We start from the raw sequence: 24,772 nt of genomic DNA, 5'->3' as shown, positions 1-24,772 counted from the left end.
TGATATTCTCTTTGATGTTCTTCAAGTGTATAACCTCAATGCTTGTCGTTCAGAGGAGGGCCCTAAGGCCGCTCCTTACTTCTTGGGCACCAGCACTTCCTGGCCGCCCATGTAGGGACGCAGGGCCACGGGGATCTTTACGGAGCCGTCGGCCTGGAGGTTGTTCTCCAGGAAGGCGATGAGCATGCGGGGAGGCGCGACGACGGTGTTGTTGAGGGTGTGGGGCAGGTACATGCCCTTCTCGCCCTTGACGCGCATCTTCAGGCGGCGGGCCTGGGCGTCGCCCAGGTTGGAGCAGGAGCACACCTCGAAGTACTTCTGCTGACGGGGGGACCAGGCCTCGATGTCGCAGGACTTGACCTTCAGATCGGCCAGGTCACCGGAGCAGCACTCCAGCTGACGGACGGGGATGTCCAGGGAGCGGAACAGCTCCACGGAGTAGCGCCACATCTGCTCATACCACTTCATGGAGTCCTCGGGCTTGCAGACCACGACCATCTCCTGCTTCTCGAACTGGTGGATGCGGTACACGCCACGCTCCTCGATGCCGTGGGCGCCCTTCTCCTTGCGGAAGCAGGGAGAGTAGGAGGTGAGGGTCTGGGGCAGGTTGTCCTCGGGGATGATCTGGTCGATGAACTTGCCGATCATGGAGTGCTCGGAGGTACCGATGAGGTACAGGTCCTCGCCCTCAATCTTGTACATCATGGCGTCCATCTCGGTCTGGCTCATGACGCCCTCCACCACGTTGCCGTGGATCATGAAGGGGGGGATGCAGTAGGTGAAGCCCTTGTTGATCATGAAGTCGCGGGCGTAGGCCAGCACGGCGGAGTGGAGCCGGGCGATGTCGCCCATCAGGTAGTAGAAGCCGTTGCCGGAGACGCGGCCGGCGGCGTCCATGTCCACGCCGTTGAAGGTCTCCATGATCTGGGTGTGGTAGGGGATCTCAAAGTCGGGGGTGACGGGCTCGCCGAAGCGCTGAACCTCCACGTTGCAGGAGTCGTCGGGACCGATGGGCACGGAGGGGTCGATGATGTTGGGGATCTGGAGCATGATGTGGCGGATCTCCTCGGCCAGCTTGACCTCCTGCTCCTCCAGCTCGGCCAGACGGTCGGCGTTGGCCTTGACCTGGGCCTTGACGGCCTCAGCCTCCTCCAGCTTGGAGGGGTCCTTCTTGGCCTGGCCCATCAGCATGCCGATCTGCTTGGAGAGGGTGTTGCGGCTGGCCCGCAGCTCGTTGGCCTCGGTCATGGCCGCACGGTTGGCGGCGTCCAGCTCTAGCACCTTGTCCACCAGGGGCAGCTTGGCGTCCTGGAACTTCTTCTTGATGTTCTCCTTGACGGCTTCGGGATTCTCACGGATAAAACGAATGTCCAGCATGGAAATGACACCTCATAATCATATTATTATCGTGCGGGGGATGTCCCGCGGAGAAATGTTTCACGTGAAACAGGGAAGGACTCAGCCCAGGGCCTCTTTCAGCTCCTGGTACTGCTGAGCGGGGGAGAGGTCGCCCTCCCGGCCGGTGAGGGCCTCCTGGGGCAGGTACTGGGGCAGGCCGGCGGCCTCAAACTCCGCCATCATGTTGGCCGCGTCGGTGTAGTAGCCGCGGGAGAACTGCCGCTGGATGCGCCAGAACCAGTCCATGGCCTCCAGAGCCTTCTGGGCGCTGTCCTGGGCGGTCTGGGCGCTCTCGGCGTCGGACTGGGCGCCGGACAGCTGGCTCTGGGCCTCCTCCAGCTGCTCCTGCAGGTCGGCCACCTGGTCCTCCAGCTCCTCCACCTCACCGGTCAGCCGGTCCTTTTCGGCGATCAGGTTGTTGATGGAGTCAAAGGCGTTGTTGGAGGTGGCCTCCAGGCCGGAGATGGCCTGCTCATTGGCTCGCTGCTGCATGAAATAGGAGAGGAGCAGCAGCAGGAAGGCGGCGGCAAAGAGAATGGTGAGATAGCCCATCACCGAGACCTTTTTGTGGGGCTTGGCGTGCTCCGCCTCGTGCTGGAGGTGCTGCACCTCCTGCTCCTCATTGTTGTGGTCCTGCTGGTTCAAAGAGAAGTGCCTCCCTTCCCGCCGGAGGTCTGCTCCAGCGCCTCAAGAAGGGCGGTCAGGTCCTCGTCGCCGTAGTATTCCAGCTCCACCTTGCCCTTTTTGGCCCCCTGGACAATGGACACCTTCCGGCCCAGTCGGGCGGACAGATCCTTGGCGGCGGCGTCACGGTAGATTTTCATGGGGTCGGGGGCGGGAGCGGTCTCCTCCTCGGCCTCCTCTGCGGCTTGGCTGATGCGCTTGGCCATGGCCTCGGTCTGGCGGACGGACAGGTCCTCCTCCACCACCTTCTGGGCCAGCCGCTTCTGCAGCTCGCCGCCGGGGACGGAGAGAATGGCGCGGGCGTGTCCGGCGGACAGCCGTCCCTCCTCCAGCAGCATGCGCACCGCGTCGGGCAGAGCCAGCAGCCGCATGGCGTTGGCCACGGCGGAGCGGGACTTGCCCACCTGCTGGGCCACTTCCTCCTGGGTGAGGCCGTACTCCTCCACCAGGACCTTGTAGCCGCCTGCCTCTTCAATGGGGTTCAAATCCTCCCGCTGGAGGTTCTCGATGAGGCCCAGCTCCATGACCTTCCGGTCGTCGGCCTCAATGACCACGGCGGGCACCTCGGTGAGCCCCGCCTGCTTGGAGGCACGCCAGCGCCGCTCTCCGGCGATGATCTGGTAGTAGCCGGAGGAGAGGCGGCGGACGGTGAGGGGCTGAATGAGTCCATGGGTGCGGATGGACTCGGCCAGGTCGCTGAGGGATTCCTCATCAAACCGTTTGCGGGGCTGCTTGATGCCCGGCTCTACCTGGGAGATGGGCAGCATGACCGAGCCGCCCTCCTGGGTTTTCAGGGCGGCGTCGCCCAGCAGGGCGCCCAGGCCCTTGCCCAGGCCACGGTCCTTGTTCACCGGCAAAATATATCATTCCTTTCCTGTGGGCTGGGGCTCAGCCCTTGTTTTTCTCCATAACCTCCCGGGCCAGCTCCTGATAGGCCTCGGCGCCCCGGGAGAGACTGTCGTAAGCGCTGACGGGCTTGCCGTAGCTGGGAGCCTCAGCCAGCCGCACGTTGCGGGGGATGACGGTGGCGTACACCTGGCCGGGGAAGTGACGCTTGACCTCCTCCGCTACCTGCATGGACAGGTTGGTGCGGCCGTCGTACATGGTGAGCACCACGCCCTCCAGCTCAATGGCCGGGTTGAGGGAGCGCTTCACAATGCGGATGGTGGACAGCAGGTCGCTGAGGCCCTCCAGGGCGTAGTACTCGCACTGGACGGGCACCATAATGGTGTCGGCGGCGCAGAGGGAGTTGAGGGTGAGCAGCTCCAGAGAGGGGGGACAGTCAATGAGGATGTAGTCGTACCGGTCCGAGAGCTGGGCCAGGGCATTTTTCAGGAGATACTCCCGCTTGTCAATGCCGATCATCTCCACGGTGGCGCCGGTGAGGGCCTTGTTGGCGGGGAGCACATCGCCGTAGGGGGTCTCCACCACGGCCCGCTTCACATCGGCGCCGTTGATGAGCACATCGTAGATGTTGGGGGAGACGGTGGTTTTGTCCACGCCGAAGCCGGAGGTGGCGTTGGCCTGGGGGTCGAAATCGCACACCAGCACCCGGGCGCCCTCTTCTTTTAGGGCTGCGGCCAGGTTGACGCACGTGGTGGTCTTGCCCACGCCGCCCTTCTGATTGACGATTGCAATGGTTTTAGCCATAGGGGCACCTGCCTTTTTACAGCATTTGTGGGGCTGAAAAGCACCCTCCGGGCCGGAGTGGGCGGTGGTCTGGGTTCAGACATTCGGCAGGGCGGTTTGTTCAGCAGACATTATTATAATATCGATGTCCGCGCATTTCAACTGATTTTGCCCATGTTTCACGTGAAACATACGGAGTAAATGGCAAAGCCCGTAAAAAAGGCCCGGAGTGTTTCACGTGAAACACTCCGGGCGGAGAGGGGGACGGGAAGATGTGTGCGCAGTGGGAGGACGGTGGAAGAACGTGGGGACAAGTGGAAAACTCACCGTGTTTCACGTGAAACACAGGTCACGCCGTCCGCTTGGGGATGCGGATGGTGAGCAGGATGGAGTCCTCGGTCTCCTGCCGCTCACAGGCCGCGTCCACCCCGGCGGTCTTCATCATGGTCAGACCCTTGGTCACCGTGTTGAGAAAGAACCGCACATCCTTAATTAAATAGGTGGGCTTGCGCCGCTTGGCCGGGGCAGGGGAGAGCAGGGACTCCACATAGGCCTCGGTCTTGGCCACGGTGAGGTGTTCCTGGGCGATGTACTGGGCGGCCTTCAGCTGGAGCTCCGGGTCCTCCAGCCTGAGCAGGGCCCGGGCGTGGCGCTCGGTGCACCCCGCCTCCAGCAGCAGCTTGAGCACCTGTGGGGGCAGACGGAGCAGCCGCAGCTTGTTGGCCACCGCCGACTGAGACTTGCCAATCCGCCGGGCGGCCTCCTCCTGGGACAGATTGTAGGTACAGATGAGCCGGGACAGGGCGGTGGCCTCCTCCACAAAGTCCAAATCCCGCCGCTGGAGGTTCTCCACCAGGGCCAGCAGGGAGGAGTTCTCCTGGTCCACCCGCAGGATGATGCAGGGTACCTCCTTCAGCCCCGCCATCCGGGAGGCCCGCAGCCGCCGCTCCCCGGACACCAGCTCATAGCCTCCGCCGGCCTTCCGCACCGACAGGGGCTGGAGCACCCCGTGCTCCCGGATGCTCTCCGCCAGCTCCTCCAGTCCCTCCTGGGAGAAGTATTTCCTGGGCTGGTCCGGGTTGGGCACAATCAGGCTCTCCGGGAGAAAATGCACCCGATTGGTCTCATACAGTCCCTTTCTGCGCAGCAGGGCCATGAAAATGACCTCCTTTGTAAGATGGGTTGTCCTGTTATCCATATTTTACCACACCAAAAGGAGAAACAAGCCGCAGACCGTCGAATGGGAAATATTTTCCATTTTCTGCTCCGGACAGCCTCCACCGCGGCATTTTCTCTTTCCTCCCGCCCCCGATTATGCTATGATGGAGACAAGCACGGGCGCCCTGTTTTGGGGCTGCCTGAGGAGAGAATCCACCTGAAACGGAGGTATTTCGACTATGAAGCATCGTGTTGCCGCCGCTGTTTTGACGGCGTGTCTGCTGCTGTCCCTGCTGGTGGTGCCTGCCGCCGCCGCCGGGCGCTATTCCGACGTGCCCCAGGGAGACTGGGCCGAAGAGGTCATTCAGAAGGCCACGGAGTACGGCCTCATTGAGGGCAAGGGGGACGGCACCTTTGGCTACGGAGAGTATATGAACCGGGCCTCCTTTGTGACGGTATTGTGCCGCCTGTTCGGCTGGGACATGGTGACGCCGGACAAGCCCTCCTTCTCCGACTGCGACCCGGGCGCGTGGTACTACTCCGCCGTGGAGACCGCCCTGGCCAACGGGGCCATTGACTCGGGGCTCTACTTCCGGCCCAACGACGACATCAGCCGCCAGGACATGGCCATTATGCTGGTGCGGGCCCTGGGGTATGAGAACCTGGCCATGACCCAGGCCTCGGCGGAGCTGCCCTTCTCCGACGTGACGGAGAACAAGGGGTACATCGCTCTGGCCTATGCGTTTGGCATCATCAACGGCGTCAAGCAGGCCGACGGCAGCCTGAACTTCCTGCCCGGCCACTCCTCCACCCGCCAGGAGGCGGCGGCCATGCTGGTGCGGGTGTACGACAAGTACCACGCGGACATTGATTTCCTCCACGGCTTCTACGCCATGAGCTCCTACAGCCAGATTGACATGGCCAGGGAGATGGACGGCGTCAGCCTGGGCTGGGCCCGCATGACCCTGGACGAGAGCGGCAAGCCCTGGCTCAACCAGACCAGCGCCGGCGGCAACGAGTGGGCGGTGCCCCAGGGGTCCGAGCTGGCCACCGGCGCGCTGAAGGAGGCTGAGGTGGACTGCAACCTGAGCGTCTACGCCGCGGGGAGCGACCTGACCATCATTCTCAGCGCCGACAACCGCCAGAGCGTGGTGGAGCAGCTGGTGAAGGCCGCCGGGGACTACAACGGCCTGACCATCGACTTTGAGGGCCTGGGCACCTCTCTGCGCACCTCCTTCACCCAGTTCATGACCGCCCTCCGGGCCGCTCTTCCGGAGGGGAAAAACCTGTGGGTGTGCGTCCAGCCCGACGAGTGGTACGGCGGCTACGACTACAAGGCCCTGGGTGAGACCTGTGACAAGGTGATTCTCATGGCCCACGACTACCAGGACACCAACCTGCCCGAGGGCTGGGTGGGCACCAGCCAGACCCGCAACGCCCCCGCGCCCATCAACAAGGTGTATGAGGCCCTGTGCGCCATCACCGACCCGGACACCGGCGTGGCGGACAAGAGTAAGATTGTGCTGGCCGTGTCCATCACCAGCGTGGGGCTGAAGGTGGACCAGAACGGCCTGCTGGCCTCCACCGACATCTACACCCCCGCGCCCGACACCCTGGCCGCCCGGATGAAGCAGTCCGACGCCGTCCGTACCTGGAACGAGGCCGCGGCCACCCCCTATCTCACCTACTCGGTGGACGGGGAACACTATAAGGTGTGGTACGAGGACGCCCAGAGCATCATGGCCAAGGTGAAACTGGCCCACATGTTCGGCGTGGACGGCCTGTCCATCTGGCGCCTGGGCATCATCCCCAGCTACGCTGACGCCCAGAGCTACGACGTGTGGAGCGCCGTCCAGACCCAGCGGACAGGGAAGTAAGGGCCCGGAGCATGACGGCACAGGAGAGAGGAACAGCAGAAAACGGGAGTGAATAGAATGAATCACAATTCCGCGCGGGAAGAGGGAAGAGCGCTCAAGGCAGCCAAGGAATTTCTGATGATGACCCTGGGCACGTCGCTGGTGTCCATCGGCGTGTACTTCTTCAAGTTTCCCAACAATTTCTCCATGGGCGGCGTGTCCGGCCTGTCGGTGCTGCTGGGCGGACTGTTTGAGTCCACCTGGCTGACCCCTTCCACCTTCAACACCATCATCAATACCCTGTTCCTGGTGCTGGGCTTCATCTTCCTCAACAAGGGCTTCGGGCTCAAGACCGTGTACTGCTCTCTGCTCTACGCCGGTCTCATCCAGCTCTTTGAGGCGGTGGTGCCCCTGTCGGGCCCCCTGACCACCAACAAGATGCTGGAGGCCTTCTTCGCCATCATCCTGCCCGCCCTGGGGTCGGGCATCCTGTTCAACCTGAACTCCTCCACCGGCGGCACGGATATCGCGGCCATGATTCTGAAAAAATACACGGGCATGGACGTGGGCCGGGCCCTGCTCATGTCGGACATCATCATCGCCGGCGCGGCGCTGTTCATCTTCGACATCGAGACCGGCCTGTTCTCCCTGCTGGGCCTGGTGCTCAAGTCGGTGCTGGTGGACAGCGTCATCGAGTCCCTCAACCGGCGCAAGAGCTTCACCATCATCACCTCCCAGCCCCAGCTGGTGTGCGACTATATCATCAAGGAGCTGGGCCGGGGCGCCACTGTGTGGGAGGGCCAGGGCGCCTACACCCATCAGACCCACTACGTGGTGCTGACGGTCCTCTCCCGGGGTCAGGCGGTGGTGCTCCGCCGGTACCTGAAGGAGCACGACCCCTCCGCCTTCCTGCTGGTGTCCAACTCCAGCGAGATTTTCGGCAAGGGCTTCCTCCGGGCCTAAGGGCGGCAAAACCCTGAAAATCTGATTACGGCAAGGAATAATTTCTATGAACGATATCGAACTGTATTTAAAAAAGCGGCGTACCGCCCGGGAGGCGGTGGCCTGCGTCAAGTCGGGAGACTGGGTGGACTACGGCTTCTGCGGCCAGATGCCCTATGAGCTGGACCAGGCGCTGGCACAGCGCATGGCGGAGGAGCCGGAGCTGACCGACCTGAATTTCCGGGGCGGCGTGGCCCTGCGTCAGCCCGCGGTGACCGCCCTGCCCGACGCGGCGGAGCGCATCACCTGGAACTCCTGGCACTGCTCCTCCATTGAGCGGCGGCTCATCGAGCAGGGGATTGGCTACTACGCCCCCATCCGCTTTTCCGAGATGCCCCGGTACTACCGGGAGAACATTGAGCGGGTGGACGTGGCCATGATCCAGGTCTCTCCCATGGACGCCCACGGCTTTTTCAGCTTCAGCCTGAACACCACCTATCTGGCCGCCATGCTGGAGCGGGCCCGCATTATCATTGTGGAGGTCAACCCCAGAATGCCGGTGGCCTTCGGCGGCCTGGGCACCGCCATCCACATCTCCCGGGTGGATATGGTGGTGGAGGGGGAGGGCCACGAGCTGGACCAGCTGCCCGCCGCCCAGCCCACCGAGGTGGACGTGGCGGTGGCCGAGCAGATTGTGCCCCTCATCCCCGACGGGGCCTGCCTCCAGCTGGGCATCGGCGGCATGCCCAACGCGGTGGGCGGCCTGCTGGCCCACTCCGATTTGAAGGACCTGGGTATCCACACCGAGATGCTCACCGACTGCGTGGTGGATCTGGCGGAGGCGGGCAAGCTCACCGGCCGGAACAAGAACCTGGACCGGGGCAGCGCCGTGTTCACCTTCGCCGCGGGCACCCGGCGGCTGTACGACTTCATCAACCGCAACCCCACCGTGATGGTGGCCCCGGTGGACTACGTCAACGACATCGACGTCATCTCCACCCACGACAATGTCATCTCCATCAACAACACCATGGAGGTGGACCTGTTCGGCCAGGTGTCCGCCGAGACCATGGGCACCCGGCACATCAGCGGCGCCGGGGGACAGCAGGACTTTGTCCTGGGCGCCTATCGGTCCAAGGGGGGCAAGAGCTTTATCTGCTGCTCGTCCATCTACCTGGATAAGCAGGGGAGGGCCCACAGCCGTCTGGTGCCCACCATCACCCCGGGCAGCATCATCACCTCCACCCGTACCAACATCCACTACCTGGTCACCGAGTACGGCATGGTGAACCTGAAGGGCCTGTCGGCCTGGCAGCGGGCGGAGGGGATTATCTCCATCGCCCACCCGGATTTCCGGGAGGAGCTCATCGCCGCGGCGGACAGGATGCACATCTGGAAGCGATCCAACCGCCGCTGAGTTTCCACAAAAGCGGCACGATATGTGGATAATGGAACAGCCCCGGAGCACGGCTTGCCGTGCTCCGGGGCTGTGTTTTGGAGGGTATCTTTTTAGTCCACTGTCTTGAGGGACTCCACCATGTCGATTTTTTTCAGCTTCTTCCGGGAGATCACGTTGACCAGGAAGGAGAACAGGGCGGTGAGGACTGCGGCGTACACATAACTCATCACGCCCGCCTCCCGGCCGAACATGACCATGTCGATTTCCACCGTGAGAATCAGCCACTGGTGGAGGAACTTGCCCAGCACCAGGCCCAGCAGGATGCCAAAGATGGTGAGGAAGATGTTTTCCCGGTAGATGTAGGCGTTGAGCTCGCCGGTGTAGAAGCCCAGCACCTTGAGGGTGGCCAGCTCCCGCATACGCTCGGTGATGTTGATGTTGGTCAGGTTGAAGAGCACCACAAAGGCCAGAGCGGCGGCTGACACGGTGATGACCACCACGGCGTAGTCCACGCCCTTCATGCCTTCGATGAAGGTGTTCTTGGTGCTCTCAATGCGGCTGACCGACGACACGCCGGACAGGGGGATGAGCTGCTCGGCCACCGCGTCGGAGTTTTCCTCGGTGTCCTCGGTGTAGGTGACCATCAGGCTGTTGATTTCGGAGACCTGGCCGAAGAGGGACTCGTAGCATTCCTCGGTGATGTAGATGTAGTGGAACACATAGTTTTCCGTCAGGTCGGTGATGGTGACCTCCGCCCGGCGGTTGTCGCCGTCCACCAGGGTGATGGTGTCGCCCACACCCACGTCCAGCATATCGGCCAGCTTTTCGGTGATCACCGCGCCGTCCTGGGACAGGCTCACTTCGGCATTGTCCTGCCGGTGGCGCAGGTGGACAAAGCGGCTGAACTGCTCCTCATCGGCCACGGTGAACAGGTACACGTTGCTGTCCAGGCTGCGGCTGTCGCTCTCGGCGGTGACGGGCTGGTTGGACACGGACATCCACTCGGACACCAGCTCGCTGCCGTCCAGCACGGCGGCGATCTCGGTCAGCTCGTCTTCGGTGATGTTGTCCATCAGGCTGACCTGAGCGCTGTAGGGGGTAATCTCGTCGTACTGCTTGTCAAACACGTCGTACAGGGAGTTGCGGATGCCAAAGCCGGTGATAATCAGGGCGGTACAGCCGCCGATGCCGATGACCGTCATCCAGAACCGCTTCTTGTACCGGAACAGGTTGCGCATGGTCACCTTCCAGGTGAAGGACATGTGCTTCCACACCGGGCGAATCCGCTCCAGCAGCACCCGGCGGCCGGGCTTGGGGCTCTTGGGCCGCATGAGCTGGGCGGGCACGGCGGTGAGGGCGGCAAAGCAGGTGGCAAAGGCCGTACCGGTGACGCACAGCACCGCCGCGCCCACCGAGAACAGCGCCACCTCGGGCAGCAGGAAGAGATTCATGTCGCCCACGGTGTAGAGCACCTTCCAGGCGTTGAAGATGATGGTGGGGATGATGGTCACGCCCAGGGCCAGGCCCAGAATACCGCCCAGGAAGGAGGACAGGAAGCCGTACCCCACGTACTTCAGTGCGATGGCGCTGCGGCTGTAGCCCAGGGCCTTCAGGCCGCCGATCTCCACCCGCTGGTCCTCCACCATGCGGGTCATGGTGGTCAGGCACACCAGCGCCGCCACCAGGAAGAAAATCAGGGGGAACACGCTGGCCAGGTTGCCCATGCGCTCCGCGTCCTGCTGATAGGACACATAGCCCACGTTGGTGTTCCGGCCCAGGATGTACCACTGGCAGTCCTCAATCTCGGCCACCTCACGGCGGGCGTCGTTGAGCTTCTGCCGGGCGTCGGACAGCTCTTTGTCCGCCTCAGCCTTGCCGTCGGCGTACTCCTGCTCGCCGTCCAGCAGCTCCTGATAGCCGTCGTCCAGCTCTTTCCTGGCGTCCGCCAGCTCGCCGGGCAGGGTGGCCTTGGCCTCGGCCAGGTCGGCCACGCCGTCATAGTACTGCTGCCAGCCGTCGTCCAGCTCGGCGCGGGCGTCCACAAGCTCCTGTTCGCCGTCCAGAATCTCCTGCCTGGCGTCCTCCAGCTCGGCCCAGCCATCCTCCAGCTCCTTTTGGGCGTCGGCAATCTCCCGCCAGCCATCGTCCAGCTCCTTGCGGCCGTCGGCAAGCTGCTTCCAGCCGTCCTCCAGCTCCACCCGGGCCTCAAACAGGGTCTGCTCCGCCTCCTGGGACTGCTTCACGCCATCCTCAAACTCGGCCCGGGCCTCGTCCACCGCCTTTTTGCCCTCGGCATACTGGGCACGCCCTTCGGCAAGCTGGGCGGAGGCGGCGGAGAGCTGGGACTCACCTTCCGCAATCTGGGCCTCGCCGGCGGCAAAGAGCCCGGGAATGCTCTGGCTGAAAAAGGCCTTCAAAGGCTCCGGATTGGGTTCCACCGGGTTGCCCTCTCCGTCCGTGCCGCCCGCGGCCGCCGCCAGAGCGGCGTCCAGCTGGGCAATCAGGCCGTCGGCCTGCTCCTGGGTCATGAGCCCCTGGTCCACCATGTCCTGGAACTGGCCGGTGAGGGCGCCGCTGCCCCCCGCCATGTTCAGCAGGGTGACAATGGCCTTGCCGTCGGCCGCGGTCCAGGGGGTCTCAGGGTTCAGAATGGCCTCGGCGCTGGTGAGGGCGGTGCCCGGACTGAACATGGGCAGCACCTGGGCCAGAGTGCCCAGCTGGGTGTTCAAATCCTCCTTTGCCTTGGACAGGGCGGCCTTGCCCGCCGCCAGCTGGTCGTATCCGGCGGAGAGCTGGGCGGCGCCCGAATCCAGCTGGGCCTTGGCCTTTTCCAGTTCGGCCTCAGCGGCCATCAGCTGCCCGCCGCCGTCCTCCAGGGCCACCAGACCGTCCTGGTACTCCTGCCAGCCCTCGTCGTACTCCTGCTGTGCGTCGGAGAGGGTCTTGTAGTTCTTATCGTACTCGGCTTCGCCGTCCACCAGGTCCTGATAGCCCTGGTCGTACTCGGCCTTGCCGTCCTGCCACTCCTTGACGCCGTCCCAGTACTCGGCCTTGCCGTCGGCCATCTTCTGCACGCCATCGGCATACTCCTTCTCGCCGTCCTCCAGCTCCTTCAGGGCCTCGGGCAGATCGGCCTCCGCGTCGGCAATCTGCTGCCAGGCGTCCGCCGACTCCTCCTCGTAGGTGGCCAGACCGTCGTAGTACTCCTGCCAGCCGTCGTCCAGCTCCTGCCGGGCGTCGGCAAGTTCCTGGTTGGCCTCGGCCTCCGCGTCGTCAAACTCCTTCTGGGCGTCGTCCAGTTCCTTGTTGGCCTCGTCGATGACCTCGTCGTACCGCAGGGCGGCCCGCTCATCCCCCAGCGGCTCCAGGGCATCCAGCAGGGCGTCCATCCGGTCGCTGTACGCGTCGTCGTAGCAGTACAGGTCTTTTGCCCAGGACACGGTCAGGTAGGCGTCGGTGTAGGTCTCCATGGCAAAGGCCCCCGCGGGCAGCAGCACAAAGCCGTTGACCCTGCCGGTGCCCAGGGAGGAGGTGCCCCGGTCGGTGGACAGATAGAGGGGGGAGTTGGCGGTGCCCACGATGGTGAACTCTTCCACTGCCAGGGCGTCCTCATAGTCGCCGGTGCCGGTGTCAAAGGAAATTTTGTCCCCGATGGACAGCCCGGACTGCTCCAGCAGCAGGGGCTCCACCAGGCACTCGTCATCCGCCTCGGGCATGCGGCCCTCCAGCAGCGCGGGAGAATTGATACCCTGCTCCGACAATGACACCAGCTTGACCACCAGGTCGTTGCTCTCCAGGTGGACAATGCCGTCGGCGGTGTAGCACCCCTCGGCGGCGGAGATGTCCTCCAGGGAGGAGAGGTAGTCGATGTCGTCGTCGGTCAGGCCCAGGGTGGACAGCACGTGGATGTCCATCAGGTTGTGATGGTCGTAATATCCGTCGGCGGTGCGCTCCATCACCGGGGCGGTGGTGCGCAGGCCGGAGAGAAAGGCCACCGCCAGAGCGGACAGCAGCAGCAGGGAGAGGAAGCGGCTCTTGGTCTTGCTTATCTCCCGCAGCGCGTCGGTGATCAGGCGGTTGTGCTTGGGTCTCATGGGGGAATCCCCTCCTTTTCGGGGCGCTCAGGCCGGATTACCACTCGATTTCCTCCACGGGCGTGGGGTGATCGGTGCGCTCAATGGCGGCCACGGTACCGTTCTTGATGTGGATAACCCGGTCGGCCATGGGGGTGAGGGCGGTGTTGTGGGTGATGACCACTACGGTCATGCCCTGCTTGCGGCAGGTGTCCTGGAGCAGCTTGAGAATCTGCTTGCCGGTGACATAGTCCAATGCGCCGGTGGGCTCGTCGCACAGCAGCAGCTTGGGGTTCTTGGCCAGGGCGCGGGCGATGGCCACCCGCTGCTGCTCGCCGCCCGAGAGCTGGCCGGGGAAGTTGTCCATCCGCTCAGACAGGCCCACATGTCGCAGCACGTCCGCCGCGTCCAGGGGCTCCCGGCAGATCTGGGCCGCCAGCTCCACGTTCTCCAGGGCGGTCAGGTTCTGCACCAGGTTGTAGAACTGGAACACAAAGCCGATGTCGTAACGGCGGTAGGTGGTCAGCTCCTTCTGGCTGTAATCGGACACCTTCTGTCCGTCCACCAGGATGGTGCCCTCGTCGCACTCGTCCATGCCGCCCAGAATGTTCAGTACTGTGGTTTTTCCGGCACCGGAGGGCCCCACGATGATACAGAACTCGCCCTTTTCAATCTCAAAGGAGATGTCCCGCACGGCGGTGATGACTACCTCGCCCATCTGGTACCGCTTGACTACGTGTTCCAGGGAAATGTATGCCATGGTTTCCACCTCTGTGTGTTATTAAACAGGTGTTGATTTATCAACTTAATTATATTATATTGGATTTAAGGTTCGTTGCAATGGGCAGTTAGGCCCTGTGCCGTACGAAATGAGACAGGTTTGCACTCAAGTGTTGATTATTGTACAGATGAACAAAAGCTGTTGAAGGAGGAACCGCTATGGCAGAGGAACAGGGGGACCGCCGGGTAAGGCGCACCAAGGCCATGCTGCGCGCGGCGCTGACCGAGCTGCTGAAAACCAAGCCGGTGAACGAGATTTCGGTCACCGAGCTGACCCGGCTGGCCGACGTGAACCGTGGCACCTTTTACGGCCACTACAAGGACATTTTCGACATGGTGGAGCAGCTGGAGAATGAGATGTTCCAGGAGTTCAGCGCCCTGCTCCACGCCTATCCCGCCGACGCCCTCAAGCACGGCCTGCGGCCCATTCTGCGGGATGTGTTCGAGTTTCTCCAGCGGTACGGGGACGTGTCGGCCGCCCTGCTGGCCGGGGACCGGGACACCCGCTTCCTGGAGCAGCTCAAGGCCATGGTGGCGGAACGGGTCAGCCTGGAGTGGGGCAGGCTCTACCGGTTTGACAACCCCAGGGAGCAGGCCTTCTGTCTGGCCTTCCTGGTGGGAGGCGTGGTGGGGCTCATCCAGAGCTGGCTGGAGGGGGAGCGGAAGGAGACCCCCGACGAGCTGGCCGCCCTGTCCGAGGCCATGATTCTCCGGGGGATTGATGGGCTTAATCTGCCCCGGTGAGGGGACTTCCCTTTGGGGAGGTACTTTTCTCCGGCGAAAAGTACCCAAAAGCCGCCGGGGACACAGGGGCGGAGGGCCCTGTTAGGGCCAAACGCCCCCGTTTCCCCGGACCCCTTTCGGAGTACGTCCGGCGGCGGTGCAATTCAAGCAGCCACTGTATTTGAAAGTAGTTGCTTGCCGGTTCAGCTGGTTCGTGCCGTAACTGCTGTCCCCGAGCAGCGTTACCCGCCCAGACTTGCCACTCTCTGCAATTCATCGGCGATCTCAATGCCGCACGAAGTCTTTGCGCTTTGCTTCAGTCGCTGCCCGAACAACCTGGCCGCCTAAAAAATGAAAAGAGCGGGTCCGGACATTGTCCGGACCCGCTCTTTTTTAAAATTAATGTTTCAGCGCTCTTCTCTGAAGTAGGCCAGACCCAGGCTCTGGGGCGGCTGATTCTCGCGCTTGCGGCGCATACTGACGGCCACCAGCACGATGACGGTGGCGATATAGGGGAAGATGTCGTAAATCTGGGCGGGAATACCCAGGGACACATAGAGCCGCATGACGGACAGTGCGCCGAACACCAGGGAGCCCAGCAGGGCACGGGCGGGGCTCCAGGTGGCGAAGATGACCAGGGCCACGGCAATCCAGCCCTTGCCGTTGACGCAGTTGTGGACCCACACGCCGCCCACGCCGTTGGCAGAGTTCATGACGATGTACAGTCCGCCCAGACCGCAGATGCCGCCGCCCACGCAGGTGGCCAGGTACTTGTAGACGGTGACGTTGATACCGGCGGCGTCGGCGGTGGCGGGGGACTCGCCCACGGACCGCAGGTTCAGTCCCGCACGGCTCCGGCCCAGGAACCAGGCCAGCACGATGGCCACCGCGATGCCCAGGTAGACCATGAAGTTGTAGGAGAAGAGGAGCTTGCCCACCACGGGCAGGTCCTGGAGCACCGGGATGCCTGAGTTGAAGGCGTTCTTGGTCACATTGCCCACGGCCATGTAGCGGCTGGGGGCGGTGTTGCCGATGGCCTCGCCCAGGAAGTTGGCAAAGCCGGTGCCGAAGATGGTGAGGGCCAGACCGGTCACGTTCTGGTTGGCCCGGAGGGTGATGGTGAGCACGCTGTAAATGAGAGCGCCGAAGGCGGCGCACAGGATGGCGCACACCATGGCGATGATCATGGACACCACCGGGTTGGGGTTGGCCACGGCCTGCTCGTAGTAGTAGGACCCGGCCAGGCCGGCCACGCCGCCCATGAACATCATGCCCTCCACGCCCAGGTTCAGGTTGCCCGACTTCTCGGTGAGAATTTCGCCCAGGGTGCCGAAGAGGAGGGGCGTGCCCGCCAGCACGGCGGCCACCACAAAGCTGAGGACTTTATCCATTGCTGTGCTCCCCCTTTCCGCGGAAAATCAGCCGGTAACGGATGAAGAACTCGCACCCCAGCATGGCGAAGAGGATGATGCCGGTGAGCACGTCGGCCACCGAGGCGGGGATGCTGAAATTGGTCTGGATGGTGCCGGAGCCCTTGGTGAGGACGGCCAGGAAGGCGGCGATGAACACCATGATGATGGGGTTGAGGCCTGCCAGCCAGGCCACGGTGATGGCGGTGAAGCCCACGCCGCCGGCGGTGTTGGCGTTGAGGGTGTAGTCCGCGCCGGACACCACCGTGAAGCCCACGATACCGGCGATAGCGCCCGAGATGCACATGGTGCGCATGACGATTTTGGGCACACTCATGCCGGAGTAGCGGGCGGTGGCCTCGCTCTCGCCCACCACGGCGATCTCATAGCCCTGCTTGGTGTACCGCAGGTAGAGGAACATGAGCACCACGAAAATCAGCACGATGATCCAGCCCGCGTGGACGCCCAGCACCTTGGGCAGCCGGGCATTGGAGGCGAACTGGGTGATGATGGGGAAGCCGGTGCCCTTGGTGTCCTTCCAGGGGCCGTTCTGGAGGTACTGCTCAATGCCCAGGGCGATGTAGTTGAGCATCAGGGTGAACAACGTCTCGTTGGTGCCCCACTTGGCCTTGAAGAAGGCGGGAATCAGGCCCCACACCGCGCCGGCGATGGCGGCGGCCAGGAACATGACGATGAGCAGGGGCACACGGGGCAGGGTATCGGCCCAGAAGAGGGCGAAGTAGGTGGCGGCGATGCCGCCGGCCAGGATCTGGCCCTCCGCGCCGATGTTCCAGAACTTCATCATAAAGGCGGGGGCGATGGCCACGGCGGCGCCCAGCAGGGGCACCGCGATTTTCACCGTCTCCCGGCGGCCGATCTGGGTGCCCAGGGAGCCCCGGACCATGTCGGCGTACACCAGGAAGGGGTTGTGGCCCAGCAGGAGCATAATCAGGGCGCCCAGCAGCAGGGCCAGCACAATGGCTGCGGCCCGGATGGCCCAGGACTTGCCCCGGGAAATATCGGTCCGCTTGGCGATGCGCACCAGGGGCTCCCGGTGCTCCGCCGCTTTCACTTGAGCTGCCATCAGGCCTCAGCCTCCTTTCCAGCCGACTGGGTCATGAGCAGACCCACCTGGTCCTTGGTGGCGGTGCGGGCGTCCACCACGCCGGTGACCCGTCCGCCGCACAGCACCACAATCCGGTCGCACAGCTCCAGCAGCACGTCCAGGTCCTCGCCCACCAGCAGCACCGCTACGCCCTTCATCTTCTGCTCGTTGAGCAGGCGATAGATGGTGTAGGAGGAGTTGATATCCAGGCCCCGGACCGGGTAGGCGGTCATGAGCACAGTGGGGGAGGAGGCGATCTCCCGGCCCACCAGCACCTTCTGCACGTTGCCGCCCGACAGCTTGCGCACCGGGGTGGACACGCCGGGGGTGACAATCTCCAGCTCCTCAATCAGCTTCTCGGCCAGGGCTCTGGGGGTTTTGCGGTCCACCAGGGGGCCCTTGCTCTCCTTGTAGGTCTTGAGCATCATGTTGTCCACCATGTCCATGGAGGCAACCAGGCCCATGCCCAGCCGGTCCTCGGGCACAAAGGCCAGGGACACGCCGATTTTCTGAATCTGGGTGGGGTTCTTGCCCACCAGCTCCTCACCGGCCTTGTCCACGGGGACATGGTTTCCGGCGATGTCGCTCTTGGGGTGGGGAGGATAGTAGAAGATGTGGCCCGACTCCACCTTCTGAAGGCCTGCGATGGCCTCCAGCAGCTCCTTCTGGCCGGAGCCGGCCACGCCGGCGATGCCCAGAATCTCGCCACCCATGGCGGTGAAGCTGACGTCGGTGAGGGCCTTGACGCCGTCGCTGCCCCGGCAGTTGAGGCCCTTGACCTCCAGACGCAGGTCGTGGTACTTGGCCATGGGCCGGTCGATGTCCAGGGTGACGGCGTGGCCCACCATCATGTCGGTAAGGGCCTGGGGGTTGGTTTCGGCGGTGTTGACGGTGCCGATGTACTTGCCTTTGCGGAGCACGGCCACCTTGTCCGAGATGGCCATGACCTCGTTGAGCTTGTGGGTGATGATGATGATGGACTTGCCGTCGGCCTTCATGTTGCGCAGCACGGCAAAGAGCTTCTCGGTCTCCTGGGGGGTGAGGACGGCGGTGGGCTCATCTAGGATGAGGATGTTGGCGCCCCGGTAGAGCACCTTGACAATCTCCACCGTCTGTTTCTGGGAGACCGACATGTTGTAGATCTTCTGGTCGGGGTCGATGTCGAAGCCGTACTTCTCGCTGATGGCCCGCACCTCACGGGCCACCTTTTTCCGGTCCAGGCGGCCCTTCTGGTCCAGGCCCAGGACGATGTTCTCGGCGGCGGTGAGCACGTCCACCAGCTTGAAGTGCTGGTGGATCATGCCGATGCCCAGCTCAAAGGCGTCCCTGGGGGAGCGGATGGTGACCTCCTTGCCGTCCACCCAGATCTGGCCGGCGTCGGGGAAGTAGATGCCCGAGAGCATGTTCATCAGGGTGGTCTTGCCGCTGCCGTTCTCGCCCAGCAGGGCCAGAATCTCACCCCGGTCCACCTCCAGGCTGATTTTGTCGTTGGCCACCACCGGGCCGAAGGTTTTGGTGATGTCTTTCAGGCGGATAGCTGTGTTGGCGTCCAAATCCTTCACCTCGCTTGCGCGTCGTATGGGCGGGGGACCTGGTCCGCCGCCTGTGGTTGTGTTCCTCCGCCGGAGGAAAGAGCGGGTGGAGCTGCGGGAAAGCAGCGTCCACCCGCTCCGTAGGGACTGTGCCGGACTCCGGGGAGCCGGTTACTGGATGATGCTGGTGATGCCGTCGATGATGTAGCAGAAGCTGGGGGCGGAGGCGGTGCCGCTCTCGTCGTAGAACTCGCCCTCGGGCAGGGACCAGTCCTCAGTCTTCTCGCCGGTGTTGGCGTCAAAGGCGTAGCCGTTCAGGGGGCCGGAGAACACGTGGAAGTCCTCCTCCACGAACTTCTTCTCGGCGGCCTCGATGGCCTCGGCGGTACCCTCGGCGATGATGTCCTCATTCAGGGGGGAGAGGTACACGGCGCCGTCGGCATAGCCCTGGCACCAGTCGTCGGGGATGGTCTCACCGTTGATCATGCAGTTGAGGGCGAAGGTGTAGTACACGCCCCAGTCCACGCGGGCGGACACCAGGGAGGCCTTGGGGGCGGCGGAGATCATGTCGGCGTTGTAGCCAACCTGGAAGGCGCCGTTGGCCTCGGCGGTGGTGGCGGGGGCGGTGGTGTCGGAGTGCTGGGAGATGACGCCGCAGCCGTCGTCAATGAGGGCCTGGGCCACCTGGGCCTCCAGAGTGGGGCTGGACCAGGAGTTGGTGTACATGACCTCCATGGTCACCTCGGGGTACACGCTCTTGGCGCCCAGATAGAAGGCGGTGAAGCCGGAGACCACCTCAGCGAAGGGGTAGGCGCCCACATAGCCCAGCTTGGGATTGCCGATCTCCTTGGCCTTCATGCCGGCGGCGATACCGGCCAGGTAGCGGGCCTCAAAGATCTTGGTGAAGTAGTTGTGGTCGTTGGTGTTCTCGGTGCCGGCGGCCTGATAGCCGGTGGCGTGGCAGAACTGGATGTCGGGGTACTCCTGGGCCAGGGGCACCATAAACTGCTCGTGGCCGAAGCTGTTGCAGAAGATGATCTGGCAGCCGGCCTCAATGCACTCCTGGATGGCGGTGGTGCAGGAGGCGTCCTCGCCCACGTTGCGCTTGACCACCAGCTGGGTGGACTCGTCCAGGCCGCAGGCCTCGAAGGCCTCCTCCATACCCACCATGTGGTTGTAGTTGTAGCCGTTGTCGTTCTCCTCGCCGATCATGACCAGGCCCACCTTCAGGTCGGCGGCGGCAATACCGGCGGTCTCGCCGCCGGACTGGCTGCCGGAGGGGGCGGGAGAGTTGGAGCCTCCGCCGGTGGAGTCGTTGCCGCAGGCACCAAGGGCGAGCACCATGGACGCGGCCAGGAGCATAGCAAGCAGTTTCTTCTTCATGGCTTTGTTCCTCCTTAAAATTGCTGGTTTCTTTCTCATTCCTATGGTTTAAAGGACAGCGCTATGAATCACGGCGGAGGACAACGAGACCGCCAGGGTCCCGGCCGTACTCCGCCGGTAATTCCTGCGGAGTACGGCCGGCAGAATACCCTGACGGTCTCACTCAAAGAATCCGCTCATCACGGCCCGGCGGGGCCGCCTGCGGCAGCAGGGGTGCTATGTACAGCGGAAACAGGCTCCGGCGCACCGAACCGGAGCCGTTCTTCAGATGGGGGGAACAGCGGGAGCTCAGCAGAACTCGATGCTGTCCTCAGTCATGCTCTTGATGCGGGCCAGGGACTCCACACGCACGCCCATGGAGCGGATCAGGTCGCCGCCGGGCTGGAAGGCCTTCTCAATGCAGATACCCGCGCCCACCACGGTGGCGCCGGCGTCCTTCACCAGGTTGATCAGGCCCTGGAGGGCGCTGCCGTTGGCCAGGAAGTCGTCGATGATGAGCACCCGGTCCTCGGGGTGGAGGAATTCCTTGGCCACAATGATGTCGTACACCTTGCCGTGGGTGAAGGACTCCACCTTGGAGGTGTACACATCCCCGGCGATGTTCTTGGTCTTGTTCTTCTTGGCGAAGATAACGGGAACATCAAAAAACTGCGCGGCCACGCACGCGATCCCGATCCCCGATGCCTCGATGGTCAAAATCTTGGTGACCCCACAGTCCCCGAACAGACGATGAAATTCCTTGCCGATCTCGGCGTACAGCTTCACATCGATCTGATGGTTCAGAAAGCTGTCCACCTTGAGCACGCCGCCGCTGCGGATCTTGCCATCCTGGCGGATGCGGTCTTCCAAAAGCTTCATAAGTAACGCTCTCCCTACCGATAAAAATAGATAGCTACATTGTAGCGAAAAAGAAGCGCCAATTCAATCACCTATATTCTATCAAAAAAACAGACATTTGTCATCTTTTTTTAGAAATTTTCACAGAACCATCAAATTAGGCTGAAAAGGGGGGAAAACCGGGTGGAAAAAGCAGAAGAGAGAAAAAAAGAACGGCAAAGGCCGGGCGTCCGCTCCTTGACGCCCGGCCCCTGCCGAAGGAAAGAGGATACAATGAAATGAAAAGAAACTGTCTCTTGCAGGTATTATAATACCCGGCAGTTGTTAACAGAGAAAGGGGAAGATGTTACAAGAGAATTAAATATCCGGGATTTTATGTAAAGTTCCTGTAACGGAGCGGGGCAATTGGAACAAGCAGGGAAAAAAGGAACCGGGCCGCGGTGTTCCGCGGCCCGGCCTGAAAAAGGATAGGAGGATAGAATGAAAAGAAGTTGCTGTCTCTTGCAGGTATTATGTTACCAGCAGGATATTAAGAATATAAGGTGGAATTGTTACAAAAGAATCAAATCTTCCCGCCGGAACCTGTTTTGAACCCTTACAGCAGCACGTCGGAGGCCTCGGGGTGCTTGTCCCGCCAGTTCACCGCGTAGGAGCAGGTGGCATGGGCCTGACGGCCGCTCTGCCGCAGGGCGGCCACCGCCGCCTCCATCAGCTTCCCGGCCACACCCTGGCCCCGCAGGCTGTTGTCCACAAAGGTGTGGTCGATGACGGGCAGGCCGTCCGCGCCCACGGGGAAGGTGATCTCCGCCAGCACGCCGCCCTTGCCGTCGGGCAGGAAAATCCGGTTGTCCTCATACTGAAATTCCATGGTAAAATCTCCTTTCTTCTCTCCGCAGCAGGAGGAGGCAGGTTTCTTCCGCTTCTCCCGCAGCCGCTGGAAAAATTGCTGCATCAGCGCCAGGCTCTCTTCAGCCAGAATGCCGCCGGTGACCTGGGGACGGTGGTTCAGCGGGGCGGAAAACACGTCCAGCGCCGAGCCGCAGGCCCCGAACCGGGTGTCTGCCGCGCCGTACCACACCCGGGGAATCCGGGCGTTCACAATGCCGCCGGCACACATGGCGCAGGGCTCCAGGGTCACGTACAGGTCGGCCTTGTGGAGCCGCCAGCCCACCAGGGTCTCATTGGCCTGACGGATGGCAATGAGCTCGGCGTGGGCCAGGGCGTCCCTGTCCTCCTCCCGGCGGTTGCGGCCCCGGCCTACCACACGGCCCTCCCATACCACCACGCAGCCCACCGGCACTTCACCGGCCTCCATGGCCTCCCGGGCCAGGTCCAGGGCCTGGCGCATATACTCCTCGTGGTCCATCGGTCTCCGCTCCTCTCAAAGGGGTGCTTCAGCTCTCTATTTTATCTATTTTCTCCATACCGCGCAAGGGATAGCTGTGGCAAATCCGGCGGATTTGTGCTATGCTGTGTAAGATACAGCATACCCGGCGGTGCGGCTGCCGGGCCGGAAGGAGAAAAACAGACATATGAGACTTTGGGATAAACTGGGGCTGGACATGGACCGCCACCGGGTCATCGCCCTGGTGGGCGGCGGCGGAAAGACCACCACCATGTACGCCCTGGCCCGGGAGGCCCGGGAGGCGGGAAAGACGGTGATTGTGACCACCACCACCCACATTCTGCCCCACCCCGCCCTCTTTATGACCCACGAGACCGACCCGGCGGCCCTGCGGGGGCTGGTGGAGCAGCACGGCATCCTCACCGTGGGCGCCCTGGACCAGAGGGGCAAGATGACCGGCGGCGACGTGGCCGCCTGCGCGGCAGCGGCGGATATCGTGCTGGCCGAGGCCGACGGCGCCCGGGTGCGGCCCCTGAAGGTGCCGGCGGACCATGAGCCGGTGATTCCCGCCCAGACCCAAGCGGTTGTGGCCCTGTCGGGCATGGACTGCCTGGGCCGGACGGTGGAGGACATCTGCCACCGGCCCGAGCGGGTGTGCGCCCTGCTGGAGTGCGGCATGGACCATGTGATTACCCCCGCCGACGTGGCGGCCATCCTGTCCAGCCCCCGGGGCAGCCGGAAGAGCGTGGAGGAGGCCATGGCCTTCCGCTGCGTGCTCAACAAGGCCGACACCGACGAGCGTATTAAGGGCGCGGAGGAAATTGCCGCCCTGCTGGAGCAGCGGGACATTCCCGCCGTCATCACCGCCTATCCTCCGGAGGAGCAGGGCGGCCTGAGCTGGTTTAAATAAGCTGAAAACAGACTGAACCCCGGCGTTTTGGGGTAAAAAGGAGTGGAAAGACAGTGAAACGGATTTTGATCAAGGGCGCCGGCGACCTGGCCACCGGCACTGCGGTACGGCTGTACCGGGCGGGCTTCCCCCTGGTGATGACCGACATCGAGCAGCCCACTGCGGTGCGGCGCACGGTGGCCTTCTGCCAGTGCATGTACGACGGCGTCTGTACCGTGGAGGGCATCACCGCCCGGCGGGTGTACAGCGGCGTGGAGGCCCTGGCCGCCCTGGAGAAGGGGGAAATCCCCGTCCTCAACGACCCGGAGGCCAAAATTCTCAAGGAGCTGGACTTCTTCGCGGTGGTGGACGCCATCCTGGCCAAGAAGAACCTGGGCACCGCCATCACCGACGCCCCCGTGGTGCTGGCCCTGGGACCTGGCTTCACCGCCGGGGTGGACTGCCACGGCGTCATTGAGACCCAGCGGGGCCACGACCTGGGCCGCCTCATCACCGACGGCTCCGCCGTGCCCAACACCGGCGTGCCGGGCAACATCGGCGGCTACACCACCGAGCGCATCATCCGCGCCTGTGCCGACGGCACCTTTGAGCCTGTGGCCGCCATCGGCGACCAGGTGCAGAAGGGCGACCTGGTGGCCAGGGTGGACGGTCAGCCGGTGTACGCCCTCATTACCGGCGTGGTGCGGGGCATGCTCCCCGCCGGGCTGAAGGTGTGCAAGGGCATGAAGTCGGGGGATATTGACCCCCGCTGCGAGGTGCGCCACTGCTTCACCGTGTCCGACAAGGCCCGGGCCATCGGCGGCGGCGTGCTGGAGGGACTGCTTTACTTCGGAAAGGAGAAGGGACTATGGAACGACTGATTATCTGCGGCGGCGGCCACGTGTCGCTGGCCCTGGCCCACATGGCCTCTATTCTGGACTTTGATATCACCGTCATCGATGACCGGGAGGAATTCGCCAACAAGGAGCGGTTCCCCATGGTGAGCCAGGTGCTGTGCATGGGCTTTGAACAGGCCCTGGACCAGCTGGGCAGCCGTGCCGACGACTACTATGTCATCGTCACCCGGGGCCACGCCTTTGACCGGGACTGCCTGGCCCACGTGCTGCGGGGCAAGTACGCCTACGCGGGCATGATCGGCAGCAAGGGCAAGGTGGCGGCCGTGATGAAGAGCCTCCTGGCTGAGGGCTTCCCCCAGGAGCAGCTGGACGGCGTCCACTCTCCCATCGGCATCAAGCTGGGCGGCCAGAGCCCCGCTGAGGTGGCGGTGTCCATCGCCGCCGAGCTGGTGGCCGAGCGGGCCCGCATCGGCTCCATGCCGCCCCCGCCTCCCGGTGAGGAGCCCGGCGTGCTGGTGACCATCGTCAGCAAGAAGGGCTCCGCCCCCAGAGGGGAGGGCACCTGGATGCTGGTGCGGCCCGACGGGTCCATCCTGGGCACCGTGGGCGGCGGCGCCGCCGAGCACAAGGCCCGGCAGGACGCCCTGAAGCTGTGGAACGGAGAGGATATCCCCGTCCGGCAGGTCTATGACCTGTCGCCCAACGCCGCCGACCTGGGCATGGTGTGCGGCGGAATCATTGAGGTGGAGTTCGCCCTCCGCCGCTGAACAGGA

The 24,772-nt window shown here is 63.4% G+C and carries 20 protein-coding genes; 7 read left to right on the top strand and 13 right to left on the bottom strand.

Annotated features, from left to right (window positions below; all coding sequences use genetic code 11):
- Positions 1-75: 75 nt before the first annotated feature.
- From serS to ACOX7T_RS04210, 5 genes are all read right to left on the bottom strand, one after another.
- Positions 76-1,377 (bottom strand): serine--tRNA ligase, encoded by a 1,302-nt coding sequence (gene serS / locus ACOX7T_RS04230; protein WP_433440194.1) that lies wholly within the window; start codon positions 1,375-1,377, stop codon positions 76-78.
- An 81-nt stretch (positions 1,378-1,458) separates the two neighbouring features.
- Positions 1,459-2,043 (bottom strand): hypothetical protein, encoded by a 585-nt coding sequence (locus ACOX7T_RS04225; RefSeq protein WP_433440192.1) that lies wholly within the window; start codon positions 2,041-2,043, stop codon positions 1,459-1,461.
- Complete coding sequence (locus ACOX7T_RS04220; RefSeq protein WP_006570936.1) at positions 2,040-2,933, bottom strand: ParB/RepB/Spo0J family partition protein; 894 nt, start codon at positions 2,931-2,933, stop codon at positions 2,040-2,042. The genes ACOX7T_RS04225 and ACOX7T_RS04220 overlap by 4 nt, the downstream gene beginning before the upstream one ends.
- A gap of 37 nt (positions 2,934-2,970) precedes the next feature.
- Positions 2,971-3,732 carry a ParA family protein gene (locus ACOX7T_RS04215; protein ID WP_433440190.1) on the bottom strand — a complete coding sequence of 254 codons (762 nt, stop codon included), beginning with the start codon at positions 3,730-3,732 and terminating at the stop codon, positions 2,971-2,973.
- Positions 3,733-4,060: 328 nt separating this feature from the next.
- The gene (locus ACOX7T_RS04210; RefSeq protein WP_433440188.1) at positions 4,061-4,867 is read right to left on the bottom strand and encodes a ParB/RepB/Spo0J family partition protein; all 807 of its coding nucleotides are present in this window, start codon (positions 4,865-4,867) and stop codon (positions 4,061-4,063) included.
- Between the two features lie 241 nt (positions 4,868-5,108).
- On the opposite strand from ACOX7T_RS04210, the gene ACOX7T_RS04205 reads away from it, so the two are divergent.
- From ACOX7T_RS04205 to ACOX7T_RS04195, 3 genes are read left to right on the top strand one after another with little or no spacing between them, the layout of a single operon-like run.
- Positions 5,109-6,746, top strand: coding sequence for an S-layer homology domain-containing protein (locus tag ACOX7T_RS04205; protein WP_433440186.1), 1,638 nt, complete (start codon positions 5,109-5,111; stop codon positions 6,744-6,746).
- A 57-nt stretch (positions 6,747-6,803) separates the two neighbouring features.
- Positions 6,804-7,688, top strand: coding sequence for a YitT family protein (locus ACOX7T_RS04200; RefSeq protein WP_433440184.1), 885 nt, complete (start codon positions 6,804-6,806; stop codon positions 7,686-7,688).
- Between the two features lie 46 nt (positions 7,689-7,734).
- Positions 7,735-9,084, top strand: coding sequence for a butyryl-CoA:acetate CoA-transferase (locus ACOX7T_RS04195; protein WP_433440182.1), 1,350 nt, complete (start codon positions 7,735-7,737; stop codon positions 9,082-9,084).
- Positions 9,085-9,176: 92 nt separating this feature from the next.
- Here ACOX7T_RS04195 and ACOX7T_RS04190 read toward each other — a convergent pair whose 3' ends face one another.
- Together ACOX7T_RS04190 and ACOX7T_RS04185 are read right to left on the bottom strand one after the other, a co-directional pair.
- Positions 9,177-13,160 (bottom strand): FtsX-like permease family protein, encoded by a 3,984-nt coding sequence (locus ACOX7T_RS04190; RefSeq protein WP_433440180.1) that lies wholly within the window; start codon positions 13,158-13,160, stop codon positions 9,177-9,179.
- A gap of 37 nt (positions 13,161-13,197) precedes the next feature.
- Entirely contained in the window at positions 13,198-13,899 is a 702-nt protein-coding gene (locus ACOX7T_RS04185; protein ID WP_433440178.1) for an ABC transporter ATP-binding protein, read from the bottom strand.
- Between the two features lie 179 nt (positions 13,900-14,078).
- On the opposite strand from ACOX7T_RS04185, the gene ACOX7T_RS04180 reads away from it, so the two are divergent.
- A complete protein-coding gene (locus ACOX7T_RS04180; protein WP_433440176.1) occupies positions 14,079-14,663 on the top strand; it encodes a TetR/AcrR family transcriptional regulator in 585 nt (194 codons plus the stop codon).
- A gap of 386 nt (positions 14,664-15,049) precedes the next feature.
- On the opposite strand, the gene ACOX7T_RS04175 is transcribed toward ACOX7T_RS04180, so the two are convergent.
- From ACOX7T_RS04175 to tadA, 6 genes are all read right to left on the bottom strand, one after another.
- Positions 15,050-16,033: an ABC transporter permease gene (locus ACOX7T_RS04175; protein ID WP_433440174.1), complete on the bottom strand. Its 984-nt coding sequence runs from the start codon at positions 16,031-16,033 to the stop codon at positions 15,050-15,052.
- Positions 16,026-17,135, bottom strand: coding sequence for an ABC transporter permease (locus ACOX7T_RS04170; RefSeq protein ID WP_433440172.1), 1,110 nt, complete (start codon positions 17,133-17,135; stop codon positions 16,026-16,028). Before ACOX7T_RS04170 ends, ACOX7T_RS04175 begins: the two co-directional genes overlap by 8 nt.
- A complete protein-coding gene (locus ACOX7T_RS04165) occupies positions 17,135-18,709 on the bottom strand; it encodes an ABC transporter ATP-binding protein (protein WP_433440170.1) in 1,575 nt (524 codons plus the stop codon). Before ACOX7T_RS04165 ends, ACOX7T_RS04170 begins: the two co-directional genes overlap by 1 nt.
- Before the next feature lie 150 nt (positions 18,710-18,859).
- Positions 18,860-20,071 carry a BMP family ABC transporter substrate-binding protein gene (locus ACOX7T_RS04160; RefSeq protein WP_433440168.1) on the bottom strand — a complete coding sequence of 404 codons (1,212 nt, stop codon included), beginning with the start codon at positions 20,069-20,071 and terminating at the stop codon, positions 18,860-18,862.
- A gap of 288 nt (positions 20,072-20,359) precedes the next feature.
- Positions 20,360-20,929 (bottom strand): xanthine phosphoribosyltransferase, encoded by a 570-nt coding sequence (locus ACOX7T_RS04155; protein ID WP_433440166.1) that lies wholly within the window; start codon positions 20,927-20,929, stop codon positions 20,360-20,362.
- Positions 20,930-21,503: 574 nt separating this feature from the next.
- Positions 21,504-22,274, bottom strand: a complete 771-nt coding sequence (gene tadA, locus ACOX7T_RS04150) for a tRNA adenosine(34) deaminase TadA (protein WP_433440164.1) — start codon at positions 22,272-22,274, stop codon at positions 21,504-21,506.
- Between the two features lie 166 nt (positions 22,275-22,440).
- Here tadA and yqeC point away from each other — a divergent pair, with 166 nt between their 5' ends.
- Genes yqeC through ACOX7T_RS04135 form a run of 3 tightly spaced genes read left to right on the top strand, consistent with a single transcriptional unit; the run spans position 22,441 to position 24,766 of the window.
- A complete protein-coding gene (gene yqeC, locus ACOX7T_RS04145; RefSeq protein WP_433440162.1) occupies positions 22,441-23,163 on the top strand; it encodes a selenium cofactor biosynthesis protein YqeC in 723 nt (240 codons plus the stop codon).
- 53 nt (positions 23,164-23,216) lie between these two features.
- Positions 23,217-24,023, top strand: a complete 807-nt coding sequence (gene yqeB / locus ACOX7T_RS04140) for a selenium-dependent molybdenum cofactor biosynthesis protein YqeB (RefSeq protein ID WP_433440160.1) — start codon at positions 23,217-23,219, stop codon at positions 24,021-24,023.
- Positions 24,011-24,766: an XdhC family protein gene (locus tag ACOX7T_RS04135; RefSeq protein WP_433440158.1), complete on the top strand. Its 756-nt coding sequence runs from the start codon at positions 24,011-24,013 to the stop codon at positions 24,764-24,766. Before yqeB ends, ACOX7T_RS04135 begins: the two co-directional genes overlap by 13 nt.
- Positions 24,767-24,772 lie beyond the last annotated feature (6 nt).

Source organism: Pseudoflavonifractor sp. (assembly GCF_050943825.1).
Lineage (GTDB): Bacteria > Bacillota > Clostridia > Oscillospirales > Oscillospiraceae > Pseudoflavonifractor.
The sequence above is the reverse complement of the archived record's forward strand: the minus strand, read 5'-3'. Positions and strand labels throughout refer to the sequence as shown.